The sequence below is a fragment of the Mesorhizobium sp. B2-1-1 genome, from assembly GCF_006442975.2.
Lineage (GTDB): Bacteria > Pseudomonadota > Alphaproteobacteria > Rhizobiales > Rhizobiaceae > Mesorhizobium.
Genome location: NZ_CP083954.1, coordinates 1600046 through 1616504, shown reverse-complemented (window position 1 = coordinate 1616504; position 16459 = coordinate 1600046). Strand labels below are relative to the sequence as shown.

The following is a 16459-nucleotide window of genomic DNA, read 5'->3' as shown; positions in this document are numbered from 1 at the left end:
CGGCTGCCTTCAAACAGGTCCCGCCCTGGCGGGACCGGCACAGGCTCCTCCCGGCGCACCGGGAAGAGCCAAGCTGGTCCGGACTTACTCGGAGTAGAGATACTTCGAGATGTTCGGATCGGCGATGTTGGACTTGTCCATGATCGTGAAGCCGGTGCCGATCGTGACCGGGATGGATTGGCCGGTCAGGTGGGCATAGGCCGAGACGACGCCGAAATAGCCGATCTCTGCGGGATGCTGGGCGATCGCCACATCCACAAGGCCGGTGTTGATGTTGTCGACGATGCTGGTCGGAGCATCGAAGGCAACCACTTTGACGGTGCCCGTCTGCCCTGCCTGCTTGACGCCATTGGCGGCGCCCAGCGCCGAGAACAGATTGGCGCCGAACACGCCGACGAGGTCGGGGTTGCGCGCGAACACCGCCTGCAGCTGCGAGGCCGCCTTGTTGGCGTCGTCGTCATTGAACTGGGTCTCGAGAACGGTGATGCCGGGATGGTTGGCCATCTCCTTCTTGAAGCCTTCCTCGCGCTGGTCGGTGGTCGAGATGCCGGGCTTGACGTTGGAGACGTAGACCTTGCCCTTGTCGCCGACGGCCTTGGCAAGCGCCCGCGCCGCGATTTCGCCGCCCAGCACATTGTCCGAAGCGATGTAGGCCAGCGGGAAATCGGCGTCACCCGCTCCGGTCTGATAGGCGCCGGTGCCGATGAACGTATCCACGGTGATGACCGGAATGCCTGCGTCATTGGCCTTGCGCAGCGGCTCGACCAGCTGGACCTTGTCGGTAGGCGCGATCAGGATCGCGTCCGGCTTCTTGGCGATGACCGCGTCGAGCACCGGCACCTGGGTGACCGGATTGAACTCAGGAGCGCCCTGGAAGACCAGGTTCACGCCAAGGGCGTCGGCCGCGGCCTGGGCGCCCTTGCGCATGGTGATGTAGAAACCGTCGGTGGTCAGGCCCGGAACGAGCGCGATGGTGTATTTCTTGTCCTGCGCCTGCGCGGGCGCGATAAGCACCGTCGCGCTGACGGCGAGAGCCGCAAGCGCGGCAACGATCTTCTTCATGACATCCTCCTCATTGTGTTGGCAGATCTGCCGTTGCAAGTGACATCGAATGGCCGTCGTCCGCTTGGGACAAGACGGCCGGGAACGCCTGTTTGCTTTTCGCGGGCAGCTCCTCCCAAGCGCCCTCCAGTCGATATGTCAGCCGGTCCAGCCGACCGGCACGATAGCCACGGTCACTTCCTCGCCTCCGCGAGGTCAGAGAACCACAGCACCCGGCATGCGTTGCACGCCAAGTTCACAAACTTGTAACACTTTGCAGAAATAAATTGCAACTCGGTTTTCCGGGTCGCAACGCCGGATTTTTCACGCAACATCCGACTGCTCCACAAAGTCCCGCCGAACTATTGCCTCGACTTCTCGGCGGCACAACCGATTTCGTAAAATCGCCCTCGCGAACTGGAATGCGGCGGCGGGGCGGCGGGCGGCACTATCGCGGCGGCAGGGTAGCGAGGATGGCTTGCGCCGTCTTCGTATCCGTTATCACGGCGTTGATCAGCTGAGCGCGAGCGGCGCCGATGATGGCCGTCGCCTTTTCCGGCGACGCCGCGACACCGATCACCAGCGGCACGGCGCGGAGCTGCGCCGGCGACATAGCGATCATCCGGCCCTCTCCTTCCCAGGCGATCAGCGCGCCATCGGCATCGAAATAATGCCGAAGGACATCGCCGGCCGCATGGACCAGCGCCTGCTCGCTCGGCGTGGCGGCGCTCGCCTCGGGTGCATTGATGGCATGCGGCAGGCCGATGCCGACGATCGCCACATCGGTCCTGTCCCACAGCGCGACGGCATCGCTGATGGCGGCATCACCAAGGAAGACTTCACGCAATTCACTGGAAGGCAGATAGGGCGCATGAATGAAGTGCGGTGTCCCGCCGAACTCCTCGGCGGCGAGGCGGACGAATTCGTTGACCTGAAAATGCGCCGCGTGCTGCTGCATGCCGCCGGTGGCGGCAACGGTCAGCACGCCCGGAATGCGCGGCAGGCCGGCGCGGATCACCTCGCGCACCGCGCGCCCCCAGCCGATGGCGACCACGGAGCCGGCCACCAATTGCGCCTGCTTGAGAAGGCCGCCGAGCGGGCCGGCCAGCGCCGTCAGCGCGCCTGCGGCCGGCGTCTCGACCACCGCTGCGTCACGCAGGCCTAGCCTATCGATTAGCTGTCCGGTGATCTCCTCAGGTGCCGCCAGATCGAGAACCTCGATACGGACGATCCCTTCCGCCCGCGCCCGCTGCAAGAGGCGCGATATGGTCGCGGTGGAGACGCCAAGCTGCCGCGCGATATCGACCTGCGACATCTCCGCCTCGTAATGCAGTTTGGCGACCGTGTGCAGCATCGTGCGCGATGCGGTCGCATCCTGAATGGGAGGGACAGCCAGCTTGCAATTCCTTTCAGCAACGTGTTACACACGTATACGCCGATGGGAGTTATCGCGCAAATCCGGCGAACTCGCAACTTGAGGCCGTCCTGCCCAGGCGCCGGCAAGGTGTGCTTTTCCGGGCAATGGACGGCGCATCAAGACGGCAATTCTCCCCTGCCGGCAGGCGGGCAAAAACTGAACATTCTTGTTTCCACGGGATCCGCGCCCTCGGCCAGAGAGCGCCAACATCGGACAGAGACCATGACAAAGATGACCACCGCGGAGCTGCGCGGCTATCAGCAGATATGCGGCAAGGACGGGGCCATGCTGGCCATCGCCTGCGACCAGCGCGGCGGCATGCGCACCTTGCTGGCGTCGGATCCGGCCGAACAGGCCAGGATCACCAACGACATGCTCGGCGACACCAAGGCCGACATCACGCGCTACCTTGCAAGTGCCGCGTCCTGCGTGCTGCTCGACCCGCTCTGCGCGGTGCCGCGGGTTGTCGAGGAGGGCGTGCTGAACCGCGATACCGCGCTGCTTATCGGCCTCGACGCCTCGGGTTTCGACGTCTCGCCTGAAGGCTATCGCCTGTCGCGCCTTGTCCCCGGCATCGATGCGCGCCGCGTGCGCGAACTGGGTGGCACGGGCGGCAAGATCATGGTGTATCTGCGGGCCGACAAGCCCGAAGCGAATGAGCACAACATCGCCATCCTGCGCCAATGCATCGCCGATTTCGGGCAGGAAGATTTGTTGCTCGTCGTCGAATTCCTGACCTATCAGCTCGAAGACGAAAGCCCGGAAGATTATGCGGCGAAGACCCCCTGGCTCGTCGAGGAAGGCACAAGGATATCGCTGGAGTGCGGGGCAAAGGTGCTGAAGCTTCCGTATCCCGGAACGCCGGAAGCCTGCGCCAACATCACCAGAATGGCTGGCGAGGTGCCGTGGGCGGTGCTTTCGGCCGGCGTCAACCACGCCACCTTCCTCGGCCAGGTCGAGATTGCCATGCAGAACGGCGCCTCCGGCGTCATCGCCGGCCGCTCGCTGTGGAAGGACTGCATCTCGCTCGATCGTGACATTCAGCGCGAAAGGCTTAAGACCATCGCGGTGCCGCGATTGCGTGAGATCCAGGCGGTAATCGGGCATCACCGGCGCAAGGCCGCCGCCTGATATCCGCGTTGGATCACCGACACGTGCAGGACGTCATGCCTCTCAGCATAGGGATAGATATAGGCGGCACCAATCTGCGGGCCGCCCGCATTTCGGGCGCCGGCGAAATCCTCGAACGTCTGTCCGAAAAGAGCGCGCCGGACCCGCAGGCTGTGCTCTCGCGGATCGCCGGGATGGTGCGCCGGCTCGACACATCGGAGGTTTCGGCCATCGGCATCGGTGTTCCCGGTCGCGTCGACGCGGATCGCCGCGCGGTCCTGTCCGGCGGCTACGTCAATCTGGCCTCCGTCTCGCTGGCGCAGCGCCTGGAAGACATGGCCGGCAAGCCCGTCGTCATCGACAATGACTGCAACATGGCACTGGTCGCCGAGATGGCGCTCGGCGCCGGCCGGGGCCATCACGACGTCGCCATGTTCACCATCGGCACCGGCATTGGCGGGGCCGTCGCTCAACATCGGCGGATCGTGCGTGGCCGGGCAACGGCAGGGCAGCTCGGCCACATCACTGTCGACGTCAATGGCGAGGTCTGCGCCTGCGGCCGGCGCGGTTGTGTCGAGACCACCAGTTCGGGCACCGCGCTTGGCCGTCACATCGCGCGGGCCGGCTTGCGTACCGACCTTTCGGTCGACCAGCTCTTTGCCCGCGACGCCGCCGGAGACATCCAGGCGCGCACTATACTCGAAGCCTGGGCAATGCCCTTACGTGCCGCCATCGATACCAGCGTCGCCATGTTCGACCCCGGTGTCGTCCTGCTCGGCGGCGGTCTTGGCTGGGCGGCACACAAGGCGCTCGGCCGCGCGCCGGCCCTGGCGCCGTGGTACCAGTGCCCGGTCGAGCCGGCGCAGCTCGGCGACGACGCCGGCGTGATCGGGGCGGGATTGCAGGCGCTGGCCGGAACAGACATGGCGACAGCGCCGATTTTTGGCCGGCATTTTGTGCAAGCCGGCGCGGCCAGGCGCGCCGTGCTGGTCAACGGCATCCCGGCCAGCGGCAAGAGCACGGTGTCGCGCGGCATCGCCGACCGCATGGGATGGCCGTTGCTTGCGCTCGACACGATCAAGAATCCGTTTCTCGAGGTGCTCGGCGGCGGCGACCGCGCATTCAACCGCACGCTCGGCCGCGCCAGCTATCGGGCGATCTGGTCAGTCGTCGGCGAAGCCCCAGCGGGCTCCACATTCATCGTCGACGCCTGGTTCGGTTTCCAGCCGCGCGAGCTGCTCGATGATCATCTCAGGAATGCCGGGGTCGAACAGACCGTCGAAATCTGGTGCCATGCGCCCGGCGAAGTCCTTGCCGAGCGTTACGGCGCCCGGCTCGGCCAGCGTCTCCCCGGCCATCCAGGCGCGTCCTATATCCCCGAACTGATCGAACTCGCCAGGCGCGCCGAACCGCTGCGGCGCGGTCCGCTCTTCGACGTCGACACGACGAAACCGATCGACCTCGATGCCATCACGGCATGGCTGCGAGCGATGATGACGGGCGACGTTTAGAATGTTGGTGGACAAGAAGCAGCTGGCCTGGCCTGCCTAGTCAATAACCGACGGTGAAGCGCTGCTTTATGTGGGCGGGCTTCTCGATCTCGTCGACCATCGCGATGGCGTAATCCTCGAAGGAAATGCTGCTGCCCTTGTCCGAAGCCAGAAGCGTGTCCTTGCCGAGGCGGAACTTGCCGGTTCGCTCGCCCGGGATGAACATGGCGGACGGCGACAGGAACGTCCAATCGAGGTCATCGATGGTCTTCAACTTGTCGAGGAAGTCGGCGCCCTTCTGCGCCTCGGCCTTGTAGATGTCGGGAAATTCGGGCGTGTCGACCAGCCGCTTGCCGGGCGCGACCTCAAGGCTGCCCGCACCGCCGACGACCAGGTAGCGCTTCACGCCGGAGGCTCGCACCGCGGCGATCAGCGTGTCGGCATCGCTGTCGAGGAAATGCACCGAACTGATCACCACATCATGGCCGCGGATCAGCTTGGCCAGGCCTTCCATGTCGAAGACATCGCCCTTCCTGGCCGTCACGCCAGGCAGCGCAGCGATTTTTTCAGGATTGCGGGCGATGCCGGTGACGGTATGGCCACGGTCGGAGAGTTCCTTGAGCAGGCGCGAACCGACTGCGCCCGATGCGCCGATGAGAGCGACTTTTGCCATATCTTTTTCCATTCCTTGTTGGAGGTCGGTTGGGGATCACGCGGCCGCGATATGAGCGAGGAGATTGTCGAAACTGCCGAACAGCGCGTTCGAACCGATGAGGCGCGGCGCATCGTTGCGGATGACGGCGAGCGAAGGCACGCCATTGGAATGCAAGCGCTGGAACAGCGCGCGGCCTCGGCCGACCAGTTCGCGGTGAGCTGTCAGCAATCCTTCGGTTGGCGCCTTCACCAGTTCGCCGGCATCGGCCATGCCGGCGGCGGCGAGCACCTCGGCGACACCGCCGACCGTGACGATATCGCGCCCATCGACATAGCGCGCGTTCTGGATCGCCTTCAGCGCGGCCAGCCGGCGGCCGGGATTTTCCAGGCCCGCTGCGGTGATCGCGAGGGTCGCGGCATGGGAATCCAGCAACGTGCCGCGAACATTCAGCACGTTGTCCCGATAGCCCTGCGTGAAAACCTGTCCGGTCAAGCGCTCGATGCGCTGGTCGTTCGCCCAGGCATGGGCGGCAAAACCGTCATCCATCGGCCGGGCGCCTGCCCCCGAAAACAGGCCGGTCGGCAAGAGCTCGATGCGGACGCCGCTGCCGGACAGTTTTTCGAGCATCGGGCTTGCGCCATAGCACCAGCCGCAGAGCGGATCGAAAAGGTAGGTCACTTCTGGATTGCCCACGGTCGTCCGGTCTCCGTTGCCGTGGCGTTGGCTGCCGCATCCGCCAGACTTCTTGGCCACATGTGGCAGGTGACGGTCTTGCAATAAATAGCGTCCAATAATACAAACTGTCTGATTCAATCAGACAAAGCGCATGACCGAACTCCTGAATCTCAATCGGCTCGTCTATTTCACCACGGTGATGGAGACAGGCTCGTTCACCACGGCGGCGGACCGGCTTGGCGTAGCCAAGGCCGTGGTCAGCCACCAGGTCGGCAGGCTTGAACAGGAATTGGGCGCGACGCTCATGCGGCGCACGACGCGGCGTGTCACGCCGACCGAGGAGGGTCGCCTGTTCTACGACCGCGCGATGATCATCCTGCGCGAAGCCGAAGCGGCCTATGGCGAGATCTCGCACGGGGCGATCGAACCCAAGGGAATGCTGAGGCTGACCGCGCCGCTCGACTATGGCACGAAGATCGTTGCGCCGGTCATGGCCGCCTATCTCCGAACTTATCCGCATATGCGCGTCGAGGCGATTTTCGATGACGCCGTCAGCAATCTGGTGGACGAGCAGATCGACCTCGGCATCCGCGTCGGCTGGCTTGCGGATTCGTCCAATCAGGCGCGGCGCCTGGGCACGATACAGCAGGTCGTGGTGGCGAACCCGAGCTTCGCCGCAAGCCTGCCGCCCGATGTCACCCCGCGCCAGGCAAGATCGCTTGCCTGGGTCGGCAACGCCCAGCTGCGCGGCGTCGGCCAATGGCTGTTTTCAAGAGAGGGAGAAACGGTGTTGACCGAACTCAACCCGGTCATCATGTGCGACAAGAGCCCGGCGGCTCTTGCCTGCGTGCTCGCCGGTATCGGATTGGGCGTATTTCCCGACTACAGTGTCGGCGACGATATCGCCGAGGGACGTCTCGTGCCGGTATTTGCCGACTGGATGTTGCCTGTCGGCGGCATCCATGCCGTTTTCCCTCCGGCCCGGTTCCGGCCAGCCAAGGTCCGCGCCTTCGTCGAGTTGCTGGCGGCCGCCGAGAAGAAACGCTCGCGTCTCGTCGAAACGGCCTGAGGCGACGAGACAGCCCGCCAGCTCGAGGCTGACGGGCCGATCATTTTGGATCGCCGGGGCGCTCACCGATAGGTCGCAAATAGATACTCAATCCGCTCGCACGGCGCGGCCACCGGATGCGATACTGGCAGGCGAGATCATATTCGGCACCAGAATGTCATTGCGGCGCGCGAAGGCGATCAAGGTCGCCCGCACGGTTTCCGCATCGATCTCGCCGGCAATGCCGGCTTTGCAAGCGTTGAGGGCGACGGCATGGGCGCCGTTCCGGCTGGCAACGGGCCAGTCCTGCAGCATGGCATATGCTTCCATCGCAGTCTCGATCGTCACCGGAAGCCCCATTCCGACCAAGATGGTCACGGGTTCTTCAAAGCGCATCTGTGCCATGGTTTAAACCTCCATTCGATGGCAAACGAACCGAAGCATGTCGGGCAGCCTGGTGCGCGAAGACAGGTCGGCGCGGATAGGGCGGGTGCGCCGGTGTCGTCGGATTTCCGGCGGCCGCGAGCCTGATCTCGGCTGGCTCGACCGGGCTTGGCTTGAGCACCGGCGAGCCTCGGCCGGGCGCCGGTAGCGCCTTATGCGCCTTGGCGAGCGCCTCGAGCCAGGCAAGGACGGAAAGCGGCGGCCGCGCCCGCCCATCGAGCCAGGCGGCGACCTGGCCTTGCGGCCAACCAAGCTCGTCGACGAGGTCTGCCGCTTTCCACCTCAACGTTTTCAGGCATTCACGCAATTGGCCCACGATCATGTCGGTCCTCTCCCCAACCGGACATCGGTCCATCATTCGCTGTGGGGCTCAGATGATCGCGCCCTCCATCCCTGGTTGAGCCGCCGGAGCCTTCCGAGGCTGCCGACACATGCTGCGCGGCCAGGAACATCAGCGTCGACGCCGCCGTACGGCGGCTCCAGCCTGCGGACTCGGCCATGTCGAGAACGCGCATCAACAATGGCCCCAGCACGCTCCTGCATTCTGCCTCGTAGGCGAGAAATTCGTTTGCCGGATGCGTGGGCGCCGAAACGGAACCGATACCGGTCATAGTGGTCTCTCTCCAAACTTTCCCCGGGAAGCGCCCGCTCCCACTTGTGGGAGCGGGCGGCCTCCCGGCGTCCTAGAAGTCCATGCCCGCGCCGGCGGGCATGGCAGGGGTCGCGGCCTCCTTCTTTGGCTTCTCGGCCACCATCGCCTCGGTGGTGACCAGCAGGCCAGCGACGGAAGCGGCATCCTGAAGCGCGGTGCGCACGACCTTTGCCGGATCGATGACGCCTTGGCCGTAGAGATCGCCGAACTCGTTGGTCTGGGCGTTCCAGCCCCAGCCGAACTCGCTCTTCTCACGCAGCTTGCCGACGATGATCGAGCCCTCGGCGCCGGCGTTCTCCGCGATCTGGCGCACCGGGGTCTCGATCGCACGCCGCACGATCTCGACACCGGTCCTCTGGTCGGCATTGTCGATCGGCAAGGCATCGAGCGCCTTGGCGGCCCGGAGCAACGCGACGCCGCCGCCCGGGAGTACGCCTTCCTCGACCGCCGCACGGGTCGCATGCAGCGCGTCGTCGACACGGTCCTTGCGCTCCTTCACCTCGACTTCCGTCGAACCGCCGACACGGATGACGGCGACGCCACCGGCGAGCTTCGCCAGCCGCTCCTGCAGTTTCTCGCGGTCGTAGTCGGAGGTAGTCTCCTCGATCTGCGCTTTGATCTGGGCGATGCGGCCCTGGATCTCTTCCTTGCGGCCAACGCCGTCGACGATGGTGGTGTTTTCTTTTTCGATCACCACTTTCTTGGCGCGGCCCAGCATCTGCAGCGTGACGTTCTCGAGCTTGATGCCGAGATCCTCGCTGATCGCCGTGCCGCCGGTGAGGATGGCAATATCCTCCAGCATCGCCTTGCGGCGATCGCCGAAGCCGGGCGCCTTGACTGCCGCGACCTTCAGGCCGCCGCGCAATTTGTTCACGACCAGCGTGGCGAGCGCCTCGCCCTCGACATCCTCGGCGATGATCAGCAGCGGCTTGCCCGACTGCACGACTGCCTCGAGGACGGGGAGCATGGCTTGCAGGTTGGACAGTTTCTTCTCGTGGATCAGCACATAGGGCTCTTCGAGCTCGACGCGCATCTTGTCCTGGTTGGTGATGAAGTACGGGCTGAGATAGCCGCGGTCGAACTGCATGCCTTCGACCACCTCCAGTTCGGTCTCGGCGGTCTTGGCCTCCTCCACCGTGATGACACCTTCATTGCCGACCTTCTCCATCGCCTCGGCGAGGAACCGGCCGATCTCGGGATCGCCATTGGCCGAAATGGTGCCGACCTGGGCGATCTCATCGTTTTTCGTCACCTTGCGAGCGTTGGCCTTCAGTTCGGCAACGACCGCCTCCACGGCCTTGTCGATGCCGCGTTTCAAATCCATCGGATTCATGCCCGAGGCAACGGCCTTGGCACCTTCCTTGACGATGGCTTGGGCCAGAACGGTCGCGGTTGTGGTGCCGTCGCCGGCGATGTCGTTGGTCTTCGAAGCGACTTCGCGCACCATCTGCGCGCCCATGTTTTCGAACTTGTCTTCCAGTTCGATCTCCTTGGCCACCGTCACACCATCCTTGGTGATGCGCGGCGCGCCGAAGGATTTATCGATAACGACGTTGCGGCCTTTGGGACCGAGCGTCACCTTCACCGCATTGGCCAGAATGTCGACGCCGCGCAGCATCTTCTCGCGGGCTTCGGTATGGAATTTCACTTCCTTGGCAGCCATTGGATCACTCCTTCAATTTAGGCAGCTTTCGTTGACTGGTAACTTGGCAAGAAGCCGTCAGGCGGCCTTCTTCACGGTCGCGGTCTGCTCGATCACGCCCATCACATCGCTTTCCTTCATGATAATCAGGTCTTGGCCGCCGAGCTTGATCTCGGTGCCGGACCATTTGCCGAACAGAATGCGGTCACCCACCCTGACGTCGAGCGGCTGTAGCTGCCCGGCTTCGTTGCGGGCGCCGGGGCCGGCGGCGATCACCTCGCCTTCCTGCGGCTTTTCCTTGGCTGTGTCGGGAATGATAATGCCGCCAGCCGTTTTCTCCTCGGCTTCGATGCGGCGGACCAGGATACGGTCGTGCAATGGGCGGAACGTCATGTCGTTCTCCTTCAAGGACAAACAGTTTTTGAGGTTCCTCCGCGCCGGACCGGCAATATCGGCCCGGCAAGAGGTGCCGCGACCCTTGTTCAGGCATCGCGCGCGCATATCGAGCTAGTTTTGGAATTTTCCGGTTTCAAGAGGTCCGCGCAAAAATTTTGGCACTCGTCGCATGAGAGTGCCAACGCGTTGTTATCATGCAGGGATTCTCGCCAGGTCGACGATTTCACCGCTTGAATTTTGGTGAAGAGCCAACAAGATTATCCTGGCCGGCGCTGCCGAAGCACAGCCGGAAACTGGACGCTATCGAGGAGTTTTTGCAGACGGAGGACAGCGATGGACCGACATAAATTTTCGCCGATCATGCCTTCCCTGACTGACACGCCCGACACCTCGCTTGACCGGCTGCTTTCGCCGGCGAGGCACTTCAAACATCCTGACGAGGTATTGGAAGACGGCGCGCTCGACCTCTGGGAAAAGCGGGCGATCCTGTCGTCTTGGGCCTCGGATGCCTGCGCGGTGGAGTCGATGCCGGAACTGCGCCTGCCGCCGGGAGTCGAGCGGCCGGTTTCCTTCGACCACATCATGGAGGCCTTGTGCAAGCTCGACATCGACGTGCCGGCGCCGCGGTCCACGCCGGATGAATTCCGGCACGACTTCGCCAGGATGAATGCATAAGGTCGTAAGCGAAAGGAGAAACATATGGTGACTGCGGTCAGCAGAGAATTCCGCCTGCAGATGGATGGCTACGGCCTGACCACGGCCGAGATTCACTATCATATGCCTGACTACCCCAACCTGCTGCAGCTCTATGTCTGGCAGGAATACGACCTCGCTCCCGATTTCCCGGAGTTGAAGGGCTTCCTTGGCTATTGGGAAAGCGAACTGGACGGCGCGCTGCATTCCGTGCGCGTCGCACATCATCATCTAATCACACCGTCGGAATGGCGCGCCGTTGACGGCATCGTTGCCATCCATTGAGCGGATCACATTGAGCGGATCAAAAAACCTGAAGCGCGTCGCCTGCAACGCGGCGCGCTCAAAGGCTCGATTGAGCATACCTAAAATCAGAGTTCCCGAGCAGGATGAGTGATGGGATTCGTGTCATCCTGCTCTGACAGCCATCGGCTGGGCCGTCCTTGACATCGCCGCGGAACGGAATTGCTGGGGCGAAGCGGAGCGGCCCCTCGTCAGGCCGGCTCGCTTGGCCGCCTTCAAGAAGGCCTTGTAGGCGGCACGCCCGCTGCGCCAGCCATCCAGCGCATCACGGCATGCACGGCCGGCGGCGCGCCAGCTTGGTCCGCGCGCCCATTTCGGCCATTGTTGATCCAGGCATTCCAGAGCCTCGAAGCTGCTGGCGACCTTGCGTGGGGCGTCCGACAATTCGAGGGTAATCGGCTGGGGAAACCGAATATCGTTCATCACTTCCTCCGTTTTTTGACGTCTTTTTGCGAGTAAGCAATCGGATGGCGTCACCGGCGACCGTCCATCCGTGATCGAGATGGTCAGCCGTTCAGGCCGCGTCAAGGGCCGCCGGAATCTCGACGAGACGTTCGATCAGGCCTCTTGACGCCACGCCCGTCAGTTCCCAGATCGATTCCGCCGGCGCCGGAAGGGCCGGCAGGTCAAGGAGTGCCGCATCCTTGGCACTCCTCGTACCCATGTTGCTCAGCGAAGGAGGATATGGCTATGAGAACCGCTTTCGACTTTTCACCACTCTATCGGTCGAGCATAGGCTTCGACCGTATTTTCGACCTGCTGGAGAATGCCAGCCGCACGGCGAACGTCGACAACTGGCCGCCCTACGATATCTCCAGGACCGGTGACGACGCCTACCGCATCACCATGGCGGTAGCCGGCTTCAGTCAAGACGAATTGAGCATCGTGCATGAACCCAACATGCTCGTCATCGCCGGCGAGCGTGCCGGAGAGGACAATGGCGAATACCTGCATCGCGGCATCGCCGGACGGCCGTTTGAGCGACGCTTCGAACTTGCCGACCATGTGAAGGTGACCGGCGCCGGCCTCGTCAACGGTCTCCTGACCGTCGATCTTCAGCGTGAGATTCCCGAAGAGATGAAACCGCGCAAGATCGAGATCGGCACCAGCATGGCCAAAGCCAAGGAAAAATCCGCGGCAAAGCCCGTGCAAGTGGAAAAACAGGCTGCGTGAGGCAATTCGGGTCAGGGCTTCCACCAACCGGACGCCGGTCGCCCGGTGGTGGAGACGCAAGCAAAGAGGAGAAAGACAATGAGCGTACGTGATCTCATTCCTTTTGGCCGGGAACGCGGACAGGTGCCCAGCCTTTTGCGCGATGGCGAACGTGATCCGTTCATGTCGTTGCACCGCGAGGTCAACCGTCTTTTCGACGATGTTTTCCGTGGTTTCGGTTCGGGGCTGCCATCCTTGTCTTCCGTTGCCGCCGAGGGCGCACGCTGGCCAAGCGTCGAGATCTCCGACACTGGAAAGGAGGTCCGTGTCACGGCCGAAGTGCCCGGCATGGAGGAAAAGGACATCGAGGTCCTGCTCGATGACGACGTGCTGACCCTGAAGGGCGAAAAGCGGTCCGAGACCGAGGACAAGGAGCGCCAGTTCTCCGAGCGCTATTACGGCCGTTTCGAGCGCCGCATTCCGCTCGGCGTCGAGGTAGAGCAAGACAATGTCGAAGCGCGCTTCAGGAACGGCGTCCTGACGGTTACATTGCCGAAGACCGCGAAAGCGCAAGCGCAGGCAAAGCGGATCGAAATCAAGAGTTGAACCACCTATGCCGGCGGTTGGACAAACCCACCCGCCGGTTCAGGTCGAGATGTTGACGGCTTACACTGCGGACGCCATTGCTTTGCCGGCTGGATTATTTTCGGCGACAGGTCTGTCTTTTGTGCGGTGGCCCGGCTTGCCCGCCCCCCTGGTCGCTTTGGCTTGGCTGGGCTTTGGCGGGCGGATTGTGTTTGGTTTTGCGGGCTTTGTTTTTGACCTTGGGCGTCGGCTTTGGGTGTTTGCTGGGCTGTGATGAGGGTTCTCAAATCAGCGGGGGGCCATCAGCCGGATACAAGAACAGCCCGGGGTGAGCCGGGCTGTTTTGATTTGGTTGCGGGGACCCGCAACGCCTTTTGTCATAACATCGTCAGACCTTGGAATTTGGTCGGGTTTGACTAATTCGAGGATGCCGAACAACTCACCGCGTAGCTCGGCATGGACCTCGCCGCGCTTGTCGCCGGGCGTGAGCACGATCTGTCCGATCAACGAGCGCAACGCCTCGGCGGCTTGGCGTCCGTCCTCGTGATCGGCAAGCGCTTGCGTGAACTGCTCGACCCGCTTCTTATAAAGAGTGGCGATGTTGGGATGCAGGTCGGGCACGTCAGTGGGCGCCATCGCCAGACGCGCGGTGGCCTCCGCCTTCTGCCTCTCCAGGTCTTCCATTCTCGCTTTCATCGAAGCTTGGTACAGGCCATCCTCGATCGCGGCCATGATGCCGGCGATGGCGCGCTCGATCTTGTCGAGGGCTTTGCGGTCCTGTTCGCCTTGCGCGCGACGCTCCTGGTTGAGGCGGTTGGTCTCCTGGGCATAGGCTCTGATCGCCTCGGCCACGGCATCGGCCGAGACCAGCCTTTCCTTTAGGCCTGCGAGGACGCGCTGCTCGATCTTCTGGCGGGTGATGGAGCGGCCGTTTTCGCAGATGCCCCGGCGCTGGTGGTTGAGGCACGCATAGCGGTCTCGCGTGAACAAGCCGTAGCGCCCGCCGCAGCAGCCGCAGGAGAGCAAGCCGGACAGGAGGGAGACCGGCCGCTTCATGGTGTGCAGCTTCCTCGCCCGGGCCTTGCGCGTGGCGATCGCCACCGCCTCGAACTGGCTGGCGATGGATTTCTGCCTCTCCTTCACGGCCTGCCACATTTCATCCCCGACGATCCTGAGATGCGGCACCTCGGTGCGGATCCATTTTGCTGGCGGATTGACCCGCGACACGCGCTTGCCGGTGGCGGGATCCTTGACGAAGTGCAGCCGGTTCCAAACCAGCACGCCGGTATAGAGCTCGTTGTTGATGACGCCGGTACCCCGGATGACATGCCCGCGCACGCTGGTGTCGCCCCAGTGCCGGCCGAGCGGACCAGGAATGCCTTCCTTGTTGAGGTCGACTGCGATCGCCTTGGGGCTCTTGCCGGCGGCGAACTCCCGAAAGATGCGGCGCACGATGGTCGCTTCCTCCGGCACGATCTCGCGGTCGCCGCGAACCGGTTCACCTGCGGCATCCAGTTTCTTTACCACCCGGTAGCCGTAGCACAGCCCGCCTCCGGCCTTGCCCTTCTCCACCCTCCCCCGCAGGCCACGATGGGTCTTGAGGGCAAGGTCCTTGAGGAACAGAGCATTCATCGTGCCCTTGAGGCCGACATGCAGTTCGCTGATCTCGCCCTCGGCCAAGGTGACGATCGCAACGCCGGCGAATTTGAGATGCTTGAAGAGTGTGGCGACATCTGCCTGGTCGCGGCTGATGCGATCGAGCGCCTCGGCCAGCACCACCTCGAAGCGGCCGCGCTGGGCATCGCGCACCAGTTGCTGGATGCCCGGCCGCAGCACCGTGCTGGCACCGGAGATCGCCGCGTCCTCATAGGCTCCGGCCACGCTCCAGTCCTCACGCGCCGCCTGCTCGCGGCACAGCCTCAACTGGTCCCCGATGGAGGCATCCCGCTGGCTATCGGAAGAATAGCGGGCATAGAGTGCTACACGGGTCATGGCGGCAGATCCTCTCTCCTGTCCCCGAGGGGTTTATCATCCGGCCCCCTGCCCTCTCCCTTTCGGCGGTCCGGCCGATTGTCGTTGGCTGCCTGACTCGGCTCGAATGCCTCGCGCGCCATCTGCCGGCCGATCAGCCGGGCGATGTCCAGCACCACCCGATCCAGCTTGGCCGCCGCCATTTTTTCAGGGCGACCCTCAAGGCTGGCGGGATCGCCGTTGTCGTTCGCCGGAACCAATTCCTGTGGCCCGGTCCCGGTTTCCTCTGCCATCGTGGTCGGTCTCCCAATGGTGGATCGACCTGCCATCAAAGGCGCCCGGACGGCGAAGAAAAGCACGAAATTCATGTCGTAGGGCCACAGCGTGCAACGAATTGCGTCGTGCGGTTTCGTCTCAATCGTTGAGTTCGGGCTGCAGGCGAGAAGTTGTAAGGGGCGCATGTCAGAATACATTTACATCGCCGCGGTATTCGGCCTCGTTTTCCTCCTTCAGCGCTGCGACCAGCTTGACTGCGGACTCCCAATGCCTGGCAACGTCGCTCCGCGTCCGTCCCCGGCTCCGGCGACCAGCCGGCAAGTCTCCCGCGATCGCCTTTAAGTCACGCAGTACGGAAGCCATGTGTGGCCAGGGGAAGTCGGTAGGGTCACCAATATCTCGATCGGCGCCGACGATCATTTCCAACTTGGCCACAATCCCGGCGAGCGACGTAGCAGCGACTTCGGGGATAGAATCTTGAAGTTTTAGAGCTTCGGTCATCGCAAAGACCTCGGCCTCACGCGCAACCGCATACTCCCGTGGATCACCGTGTGAGCGCGCCGCTTGGTTTTCAGCTCGCGCTGGGGAATCTGCGGTCAATCCCTGAATACCGGGATTGACCATGATTTGGGACTCCAATCGCTGCTGCACGCGGCATAACAGCGTGGAGACGTGCCGAGCCATGCGCCAGTCGCTCACTAGAAGAAGTGCGGGATCGCGTAGGGCTCCCGGTTTCAATTTCGGCTCGTTGAGGCTTGTGGCGAGAACACTCGGCTTTTTCGCTGGCACGGCATGGTCTCCTCCCGTGACGTGGACAAGTTCCCGCTGAGTGGGCCCAACTCCAGCCCGGAAACCGGTTCAGAATGTGATTTGTAGAGAATACTCCGTGGTGGAATACTCTGCAAGGCA

21 protein-coding genes are annotated in these 16459 nt (G+C 63.3%); 7 read left to right on the top strand and 14 right to left on the bottom strand.

Annotation, left to right across the window (positions count from 1 at the left end; translation table 11 throughout):
* Window positions 1–84 precede the first annotated feature (84 nt).
* Window positions 85–1062, bottom strand: a complete 978-nt coding sequence (locus FJ972_RS07860) for an ABC transporter substrate-binding protein (protein ID WP_140500438.1) — start codon at window positions 1060–1062, stop codon at window positions 85–87.
* Window positions 1063–1489: 427 nt separating this feature from the next.
* The gene (locus tag FJ972_RS07855) at window positions 1490–2395 is read right to left on the bottom strand and encodes a sugar-binding transcriptional regulator (RefSeq protein ID WP_140500440.1); all 906 of its coding nucleotides are present in this window, start codon (window positions 2393–2395) and stop codon (window positions 1490–1492) included.
* A gap of 285 nt (window positions 2396–2680) precedes the next feature.
* On the opposite strand from FJ972_RS07855, the gene FJ972_RS07850 reads away from it, so the two are divergent.
* Window positions 2681–3589, top strand: coding sequence for a tagatose-bisphosphate aldolase (locus FJ972_RS07850; RefSeq protein WP_140500441.1), 909 nt, complete (start codon window positions 2681–2683; stop codon window positions 3587–3589).
* A 35-nt stretch (window positions 3590–3624) separates the two neighbouring features.
* Window positions 3625–5079 (top strand): ROK family protein, encoded by a 1455-nt coding sequence (locus FJ972_RS07845; RefSeq protein WP_140522616.1) that lies wholly within the window; start codon window positions 3625–3627, stop codon window positions 5077–5079.
* A gap of 40 nt (window positions 5080–5119) precedes the next feature.
* Here FJ972_RS07845 and FJ972_RS07840 read toward each other — a convergent pair whose 3' ends face one another.
* Both FJ972_RS07840 and FJ972_RS07835 read right to left on the bottom strand, forming a co-directional pair.
* Window positions 5120–5731, bottom strand: coding sequence for an NAD(P)-dependent oxidoreductase (locus FJ972_RS07840; protein WP_140522619.1), 612 nt, complete (start codon window positions 5729–5731; stop codon window positions 5120–5122).
* Between the two features lie 36 nt (window positions 5732–5767).
* Entirely contained in the window at window positions 5768–6406 is a 639-nt protein-coding gene (locus FJ972_RS07835) for a DsbA family protein (RefSeq protein WP_140522621.1), read from the bottom strand.
* Between the two features lie 133 nt (window positions 6407–6539).
* Here FJ972_RS07835 and FJ972_RS07830 point away from each other — a divergent pair, with 133 nt between their 5' ends.
* Window positions 6540–7457, top strand: coding sequence for a LysR family transcriptional regulator (locus FJ972_RS07830; protein WP_140522623.1), 918 nt, complete (start codon window positions 6540–6542; stop codon window positions 7455–7457).
* 87 nt (window positions 7458–7544) lie between these two features.
* Here the strand turns inward: FJ972_RS07830 and FJ972_RS07825 are convergent, their stop codons facing one another.
* The 5 genes from FJ972_RS07825 to FJ972_RS07805 all read right to left on the bottom strand — a co-directional run bounded on the left by FJ972_RS07825 (window position 7545) and on the right by FJ972_RS07805 (window position 10567).
* A complete protein-coding gene (locus FJ972_RS07825; protein WP_140500448.1) occupies window positions 7545–7841 on the bottom strand; it encodes a DUF982 domain-containing protein in 297 nt (98 codons plus the stop codon).
* Window positions 7822–8202 carry a helix-turn-helix domain-containing protein gene (locus tag FJ972_RS07820; RefSeq protein ID WP_140522624.1) on the bottom strand — a complete coding sequence of 127 codons (381 nt, stop codon included), beginning with the start codon at window positions 8200–8202 and terminating at the stop codon, window positions 7822–7824. Before FJ972_RS07820 ends, FJ972_RS07825 begins: the two co-directional genes overlap by 20 nt.
* A complete protein-coding gene (locus tag FJ972_RS07815; protein WP_226880519.1) occupies window positions 8180–8491 on the bottom strand; it encodes a hypothetical protein in 312 nt (103 codons plus the stop codon). Before FJ972_RS07815 ends, FJ972_RS07820 begins: the two co-directional genes overlap by 23 nt.
* A gap of 72 nt (window positions 8492–8563) precedes the next feature.
* Window positions 8564–10195, bottom strand: a complete 1632-nt coding sequence (groL, locus tag FJ972_RS07810) for a chaperonin GroEL (RefSeq protein WP_140513825.1) — start codon at window positions 10193–10195, stop codon at window positions 8564–8566.
* 57 nt (window positions 10196–10252) lie between these two features.
* Window positions 10253–10567, bottom strand: coding sequence for a co-chaperone GroES (locus FJ972_RS07805; protein WP_140500451.1), 315 nt, complete (start codon window positions 10565–10567; stop codon window positions 10253–10255).
* A gap of 336 nt (window positions 10568–10903) precedes the next feature.
* Between FJ972_RS07805 and FJ972_RS07800 the strand changes: the two genes are divergently transcribed.
* Both FJ972_RS07800 and FJ972_RS07795 read left to right on the top strand, forming a co-directional pair.
* Window positions 10904–11245, top strand: a complete 342-nt coding sequence (locus FJ972_RS07800; protein ID WP_226880517.1) for a hypothetical protein — start codon at window positions 10904–10906, stop codon at window positions 11243–11245.
* Window positions 11246–11269: 24 nt separating this feature from the next.
* The gene (locus FJ972_RS07795; protein WP_140522626.1) at window positions 11270–11548 is read left to right on the top strand and encodes an usg protein; all 279 of its coding nucleotides are present in this window, start codon (window positions 11270–11272) and stop codon (window positions 11546–11548) included.
* Between the two features lie 123 nt (window positions 11549–11671).
* Here FJ972_RS07795 and FJ972_RS07790 read toward each other — a convergent pair whose 3' ends face one another.
* A complete protein-coding gene (locus FJ972_RS07790) occupies window positions 11672–11989 on the bottom strand; it encodes a DUF982 domain-containing protein (RefSeq protein WP_140500455.1) in 318 nt (105 codons plus the stop codon).
* A 91-nt stretch (window positions 11990–12080) separates the two neighbouring features.
* Window positions 12081–12230, bottom strand: a complete 150-nt coding sequence (locus FJ972_RS07785) for a hypothetical protein (RefSeq protein ID WP_181165362.1) — start codon at window positions 12228–12230, stop codon at window positions 12081–12083.
* Between the two features lie 26 nt (window positions 12231–12256).
* Between FJ972_RS07785 and FJ972_RS07780 the strand changes: the two genes are divergently transcribed.
* Together FJ972_RS07780 and FJ972_RS07775 are read left to right on the top strand one after the other, a co-directional pair.
* Window positions 12257–12739 carry an Hsp20 family protein gene (locus tag FJ972_RS07780; RefSeq protein WP_140522628.1) on the top strand — a complete coding sequence of 161 codons (483 nt, stop codon included), beginning with the start codon at window positions 12257–12259 and terminating at the stop codon, window positions 12737–12739.
* Window positions 12740–12817: 78 nt separating this feature from the next.
* Window positions 12818–13324, top strand: coding sequence for an Hsp20/alpha crystallin family protein (locus FJ972_RS07775; RefSeq protein ID WP_140522630.1), 507 nt, complete (start codon window positions 12818–12820; stop codon window positions 13322–13324).
* A 267-nt stretch (window positions 13325–13591) separates the two neighbouring features.
* On the opposite strand, the gene FJ972_RS07770 is transcribed toward FJ972_RS07775, so the two are convergent.
* Genes FJ972_RS07770 through FJ972_RS07760 form a run of 3 tightly spaced genes read right to left on the bottom strand, consistent with a single transcriptional unit; the run spans window position 13592 to window position 16339 of the window.
* Window positions 13592–15295 carry a recombinase family protein gene (locus tag FJ972_RS07770; RefSeq protein ID WP_140522632.1) on the bottom strand — a complete coding sequence of 568 codons (1704 nt, stop codon included), beginning with the start codon at window positions 15293–15295 and terminating at the stop codon, window positions 13592–13594.
* Window positions 15292–15747 carry a hypothetical protein gene (locus tag FJ972_RS07765; protein WP_140522634.1) on the bottom strand — a complete coding sequence of 152 codons (456 nt, stop codon included), beginning with the start codon at window positions 15745–15747 and terminating at the stop codon, window positions 15292–15294. Before FJ972_RS07765 ends, FJ972_RS07770 begins: the two co-directional genes overlap by 4 nt.
* Window positions 15737–16339 (bottom strand): hypothetical protein, encoded by a 603-nt coding sequence (locus tag FJ972_RS07760; RefSeq protein ID WP_226880515.1) that lies wholly within the window; start codon window positions 16337–16339, stop codon window positions 15737–15739. Before FJ972_RS07760 ends, FJ972_RS07765 begins: the two co-directional genes overlap by 11 nt.
* Window positions 16340–16459: the final 120 nt, after the last annotated feature.

Excerpts from the sequence above, each read along its gene's own strand:
- FJ972_RS07860 (WP_140500438.1), bottom strand. The coding sequence starts at position 1,062 with ATGAAGAAGATCGTTGCCGCGCTTGCGGCTCTCGCCGTCAGCGCGACG.
- FJ972_RS07855 (WP_140500440.1), bottom strand. The coding sequence starts at position 2,395 with ATGCTGCACACGGTCGCCAAACTGCATTACGAGGCGGAGATGTCGCAG.
- FJ972_RS07850 (WP_140500441.1), top strand. The coding sequence starts at position 2,681 with ATGACAAAGATGACCACCGCGGAGCTGCGCGGCTATCAGCAGATATGC.
- FJ972_RS07845 (WP_140522616.1), top strand. The coding sequence starts at position 3,625 with ATGCCTCTCAGCATAGGGATAGATATAGGCGGCACCAATCTGCGGGCC.
- FJ972_RS07840 (WP_140522619.1), bottom strand. The coding sequence starts at position 5,731 with ATGGCAAAAGTCGCTCTCATCGGCGCATCGGGCGCAGTCGGTTCGCGC.
- FJ972_RS07830 (WP_140522623.1), top strand. The coding sequence starts at position 6,540 with ATGACCGAACTCCTGAATCTCAATCGGCTCGTCTATTTCACCACGGTG.
- FJ972_RS07825 (WP_140500448.1), bottom strand. The coding sequence starts at position 7,841 with ATGGCACAGATGCGCTTTGAAGAACCCGTGACCATCTTGGTCGGAATG.
- FJ972_RS07820 (WP_140522624.1), bottom strand. The coding sequence starts at position 8,202 with ATGATCGTGGGCCAATTGCGTGAATGCCTGAAAACGTTGAGGTGGAAA.
- FJ972_RS07815 (WP_226880519.1), bottom strand. The coding sequence starts at position 8,491 with ATGACCGGTATCGGTTCCGTTTCGGCGCCCACGCATCCGGCAAACGAA.
- groL (WP_140513825.1), bottom strand. The coding sequence starts at position 10,195 with ATGGCTGCCAAGGAAGTGAAATTCCATACCGAAGCCCGCGAGAAGATG.
- FJ972_RS07805 (WP_140500451.1), bottom strand. The coding sequence starts at position 10,567 with ATGACGTTCCGCCCATTGCACGACCGTATCCTGGTCCGCCGCATCGAA.
- FJ972_RS07800 (WP_226880517.1), top strand. The coding sequence starts at position 10,904 with ATGGACCGACATAAATTTTCGCCGATCATGCCTTCCCTGACTGACACG.
- FJ972_RS07795 (WP_140522626.1), top strand. The coding sequence starts at position 11,270 with ATGGTGACTGCGGTCAGCAGAGAATTCCGCCTGCAGATGGATGGCTAC.
- FJ972_RS07790 (WP_140500455.1), bottom strand. The coding sequence starts at position 11,989 with ATGAACGATATTCGGTTTCCCCAGCCGATTACCCTCGAATTGTCGGAC.
- FJ972_RS07785 (WP_181165362.1), bottom strand. The coding sequence starts at position 12,230 with ATGGGTACGAGGAGTGCCAAGGATGCGGCACTCCTTGACCTGCCGGCC.
- FJ972_RS07780 (WP_140522628.1), top strand. The coding sequence starts at position 12,257 with ATGAGAACCGCTTTCGACTTTTCACCACTCTATCGGTCGAGCATAGGC.
- FJ972_RS07775 (WP_140522630.1), top strand. The coding sequence starts at position 12,818 with ATGAGCGTACGTGATCTCATTCCTTTTGGCCGGGAACGCGGACAGGTG.
- FJ972_RS07770 (WP_140522632.1), bottom strand. The coding sequence starts at position 15,295 with ATGACCCGTGTAGCACTCTATGCCCGCTATTCTTCCGATAGCCAGCGG.
- FJ972_RS07765 (WP_140522634.1), bottom strand. The coding sequence starts at position 15,747 with ATGTATTCTGACATGCGCCCCTTACAACTTCTCGCCTGCAGCCCGAAC.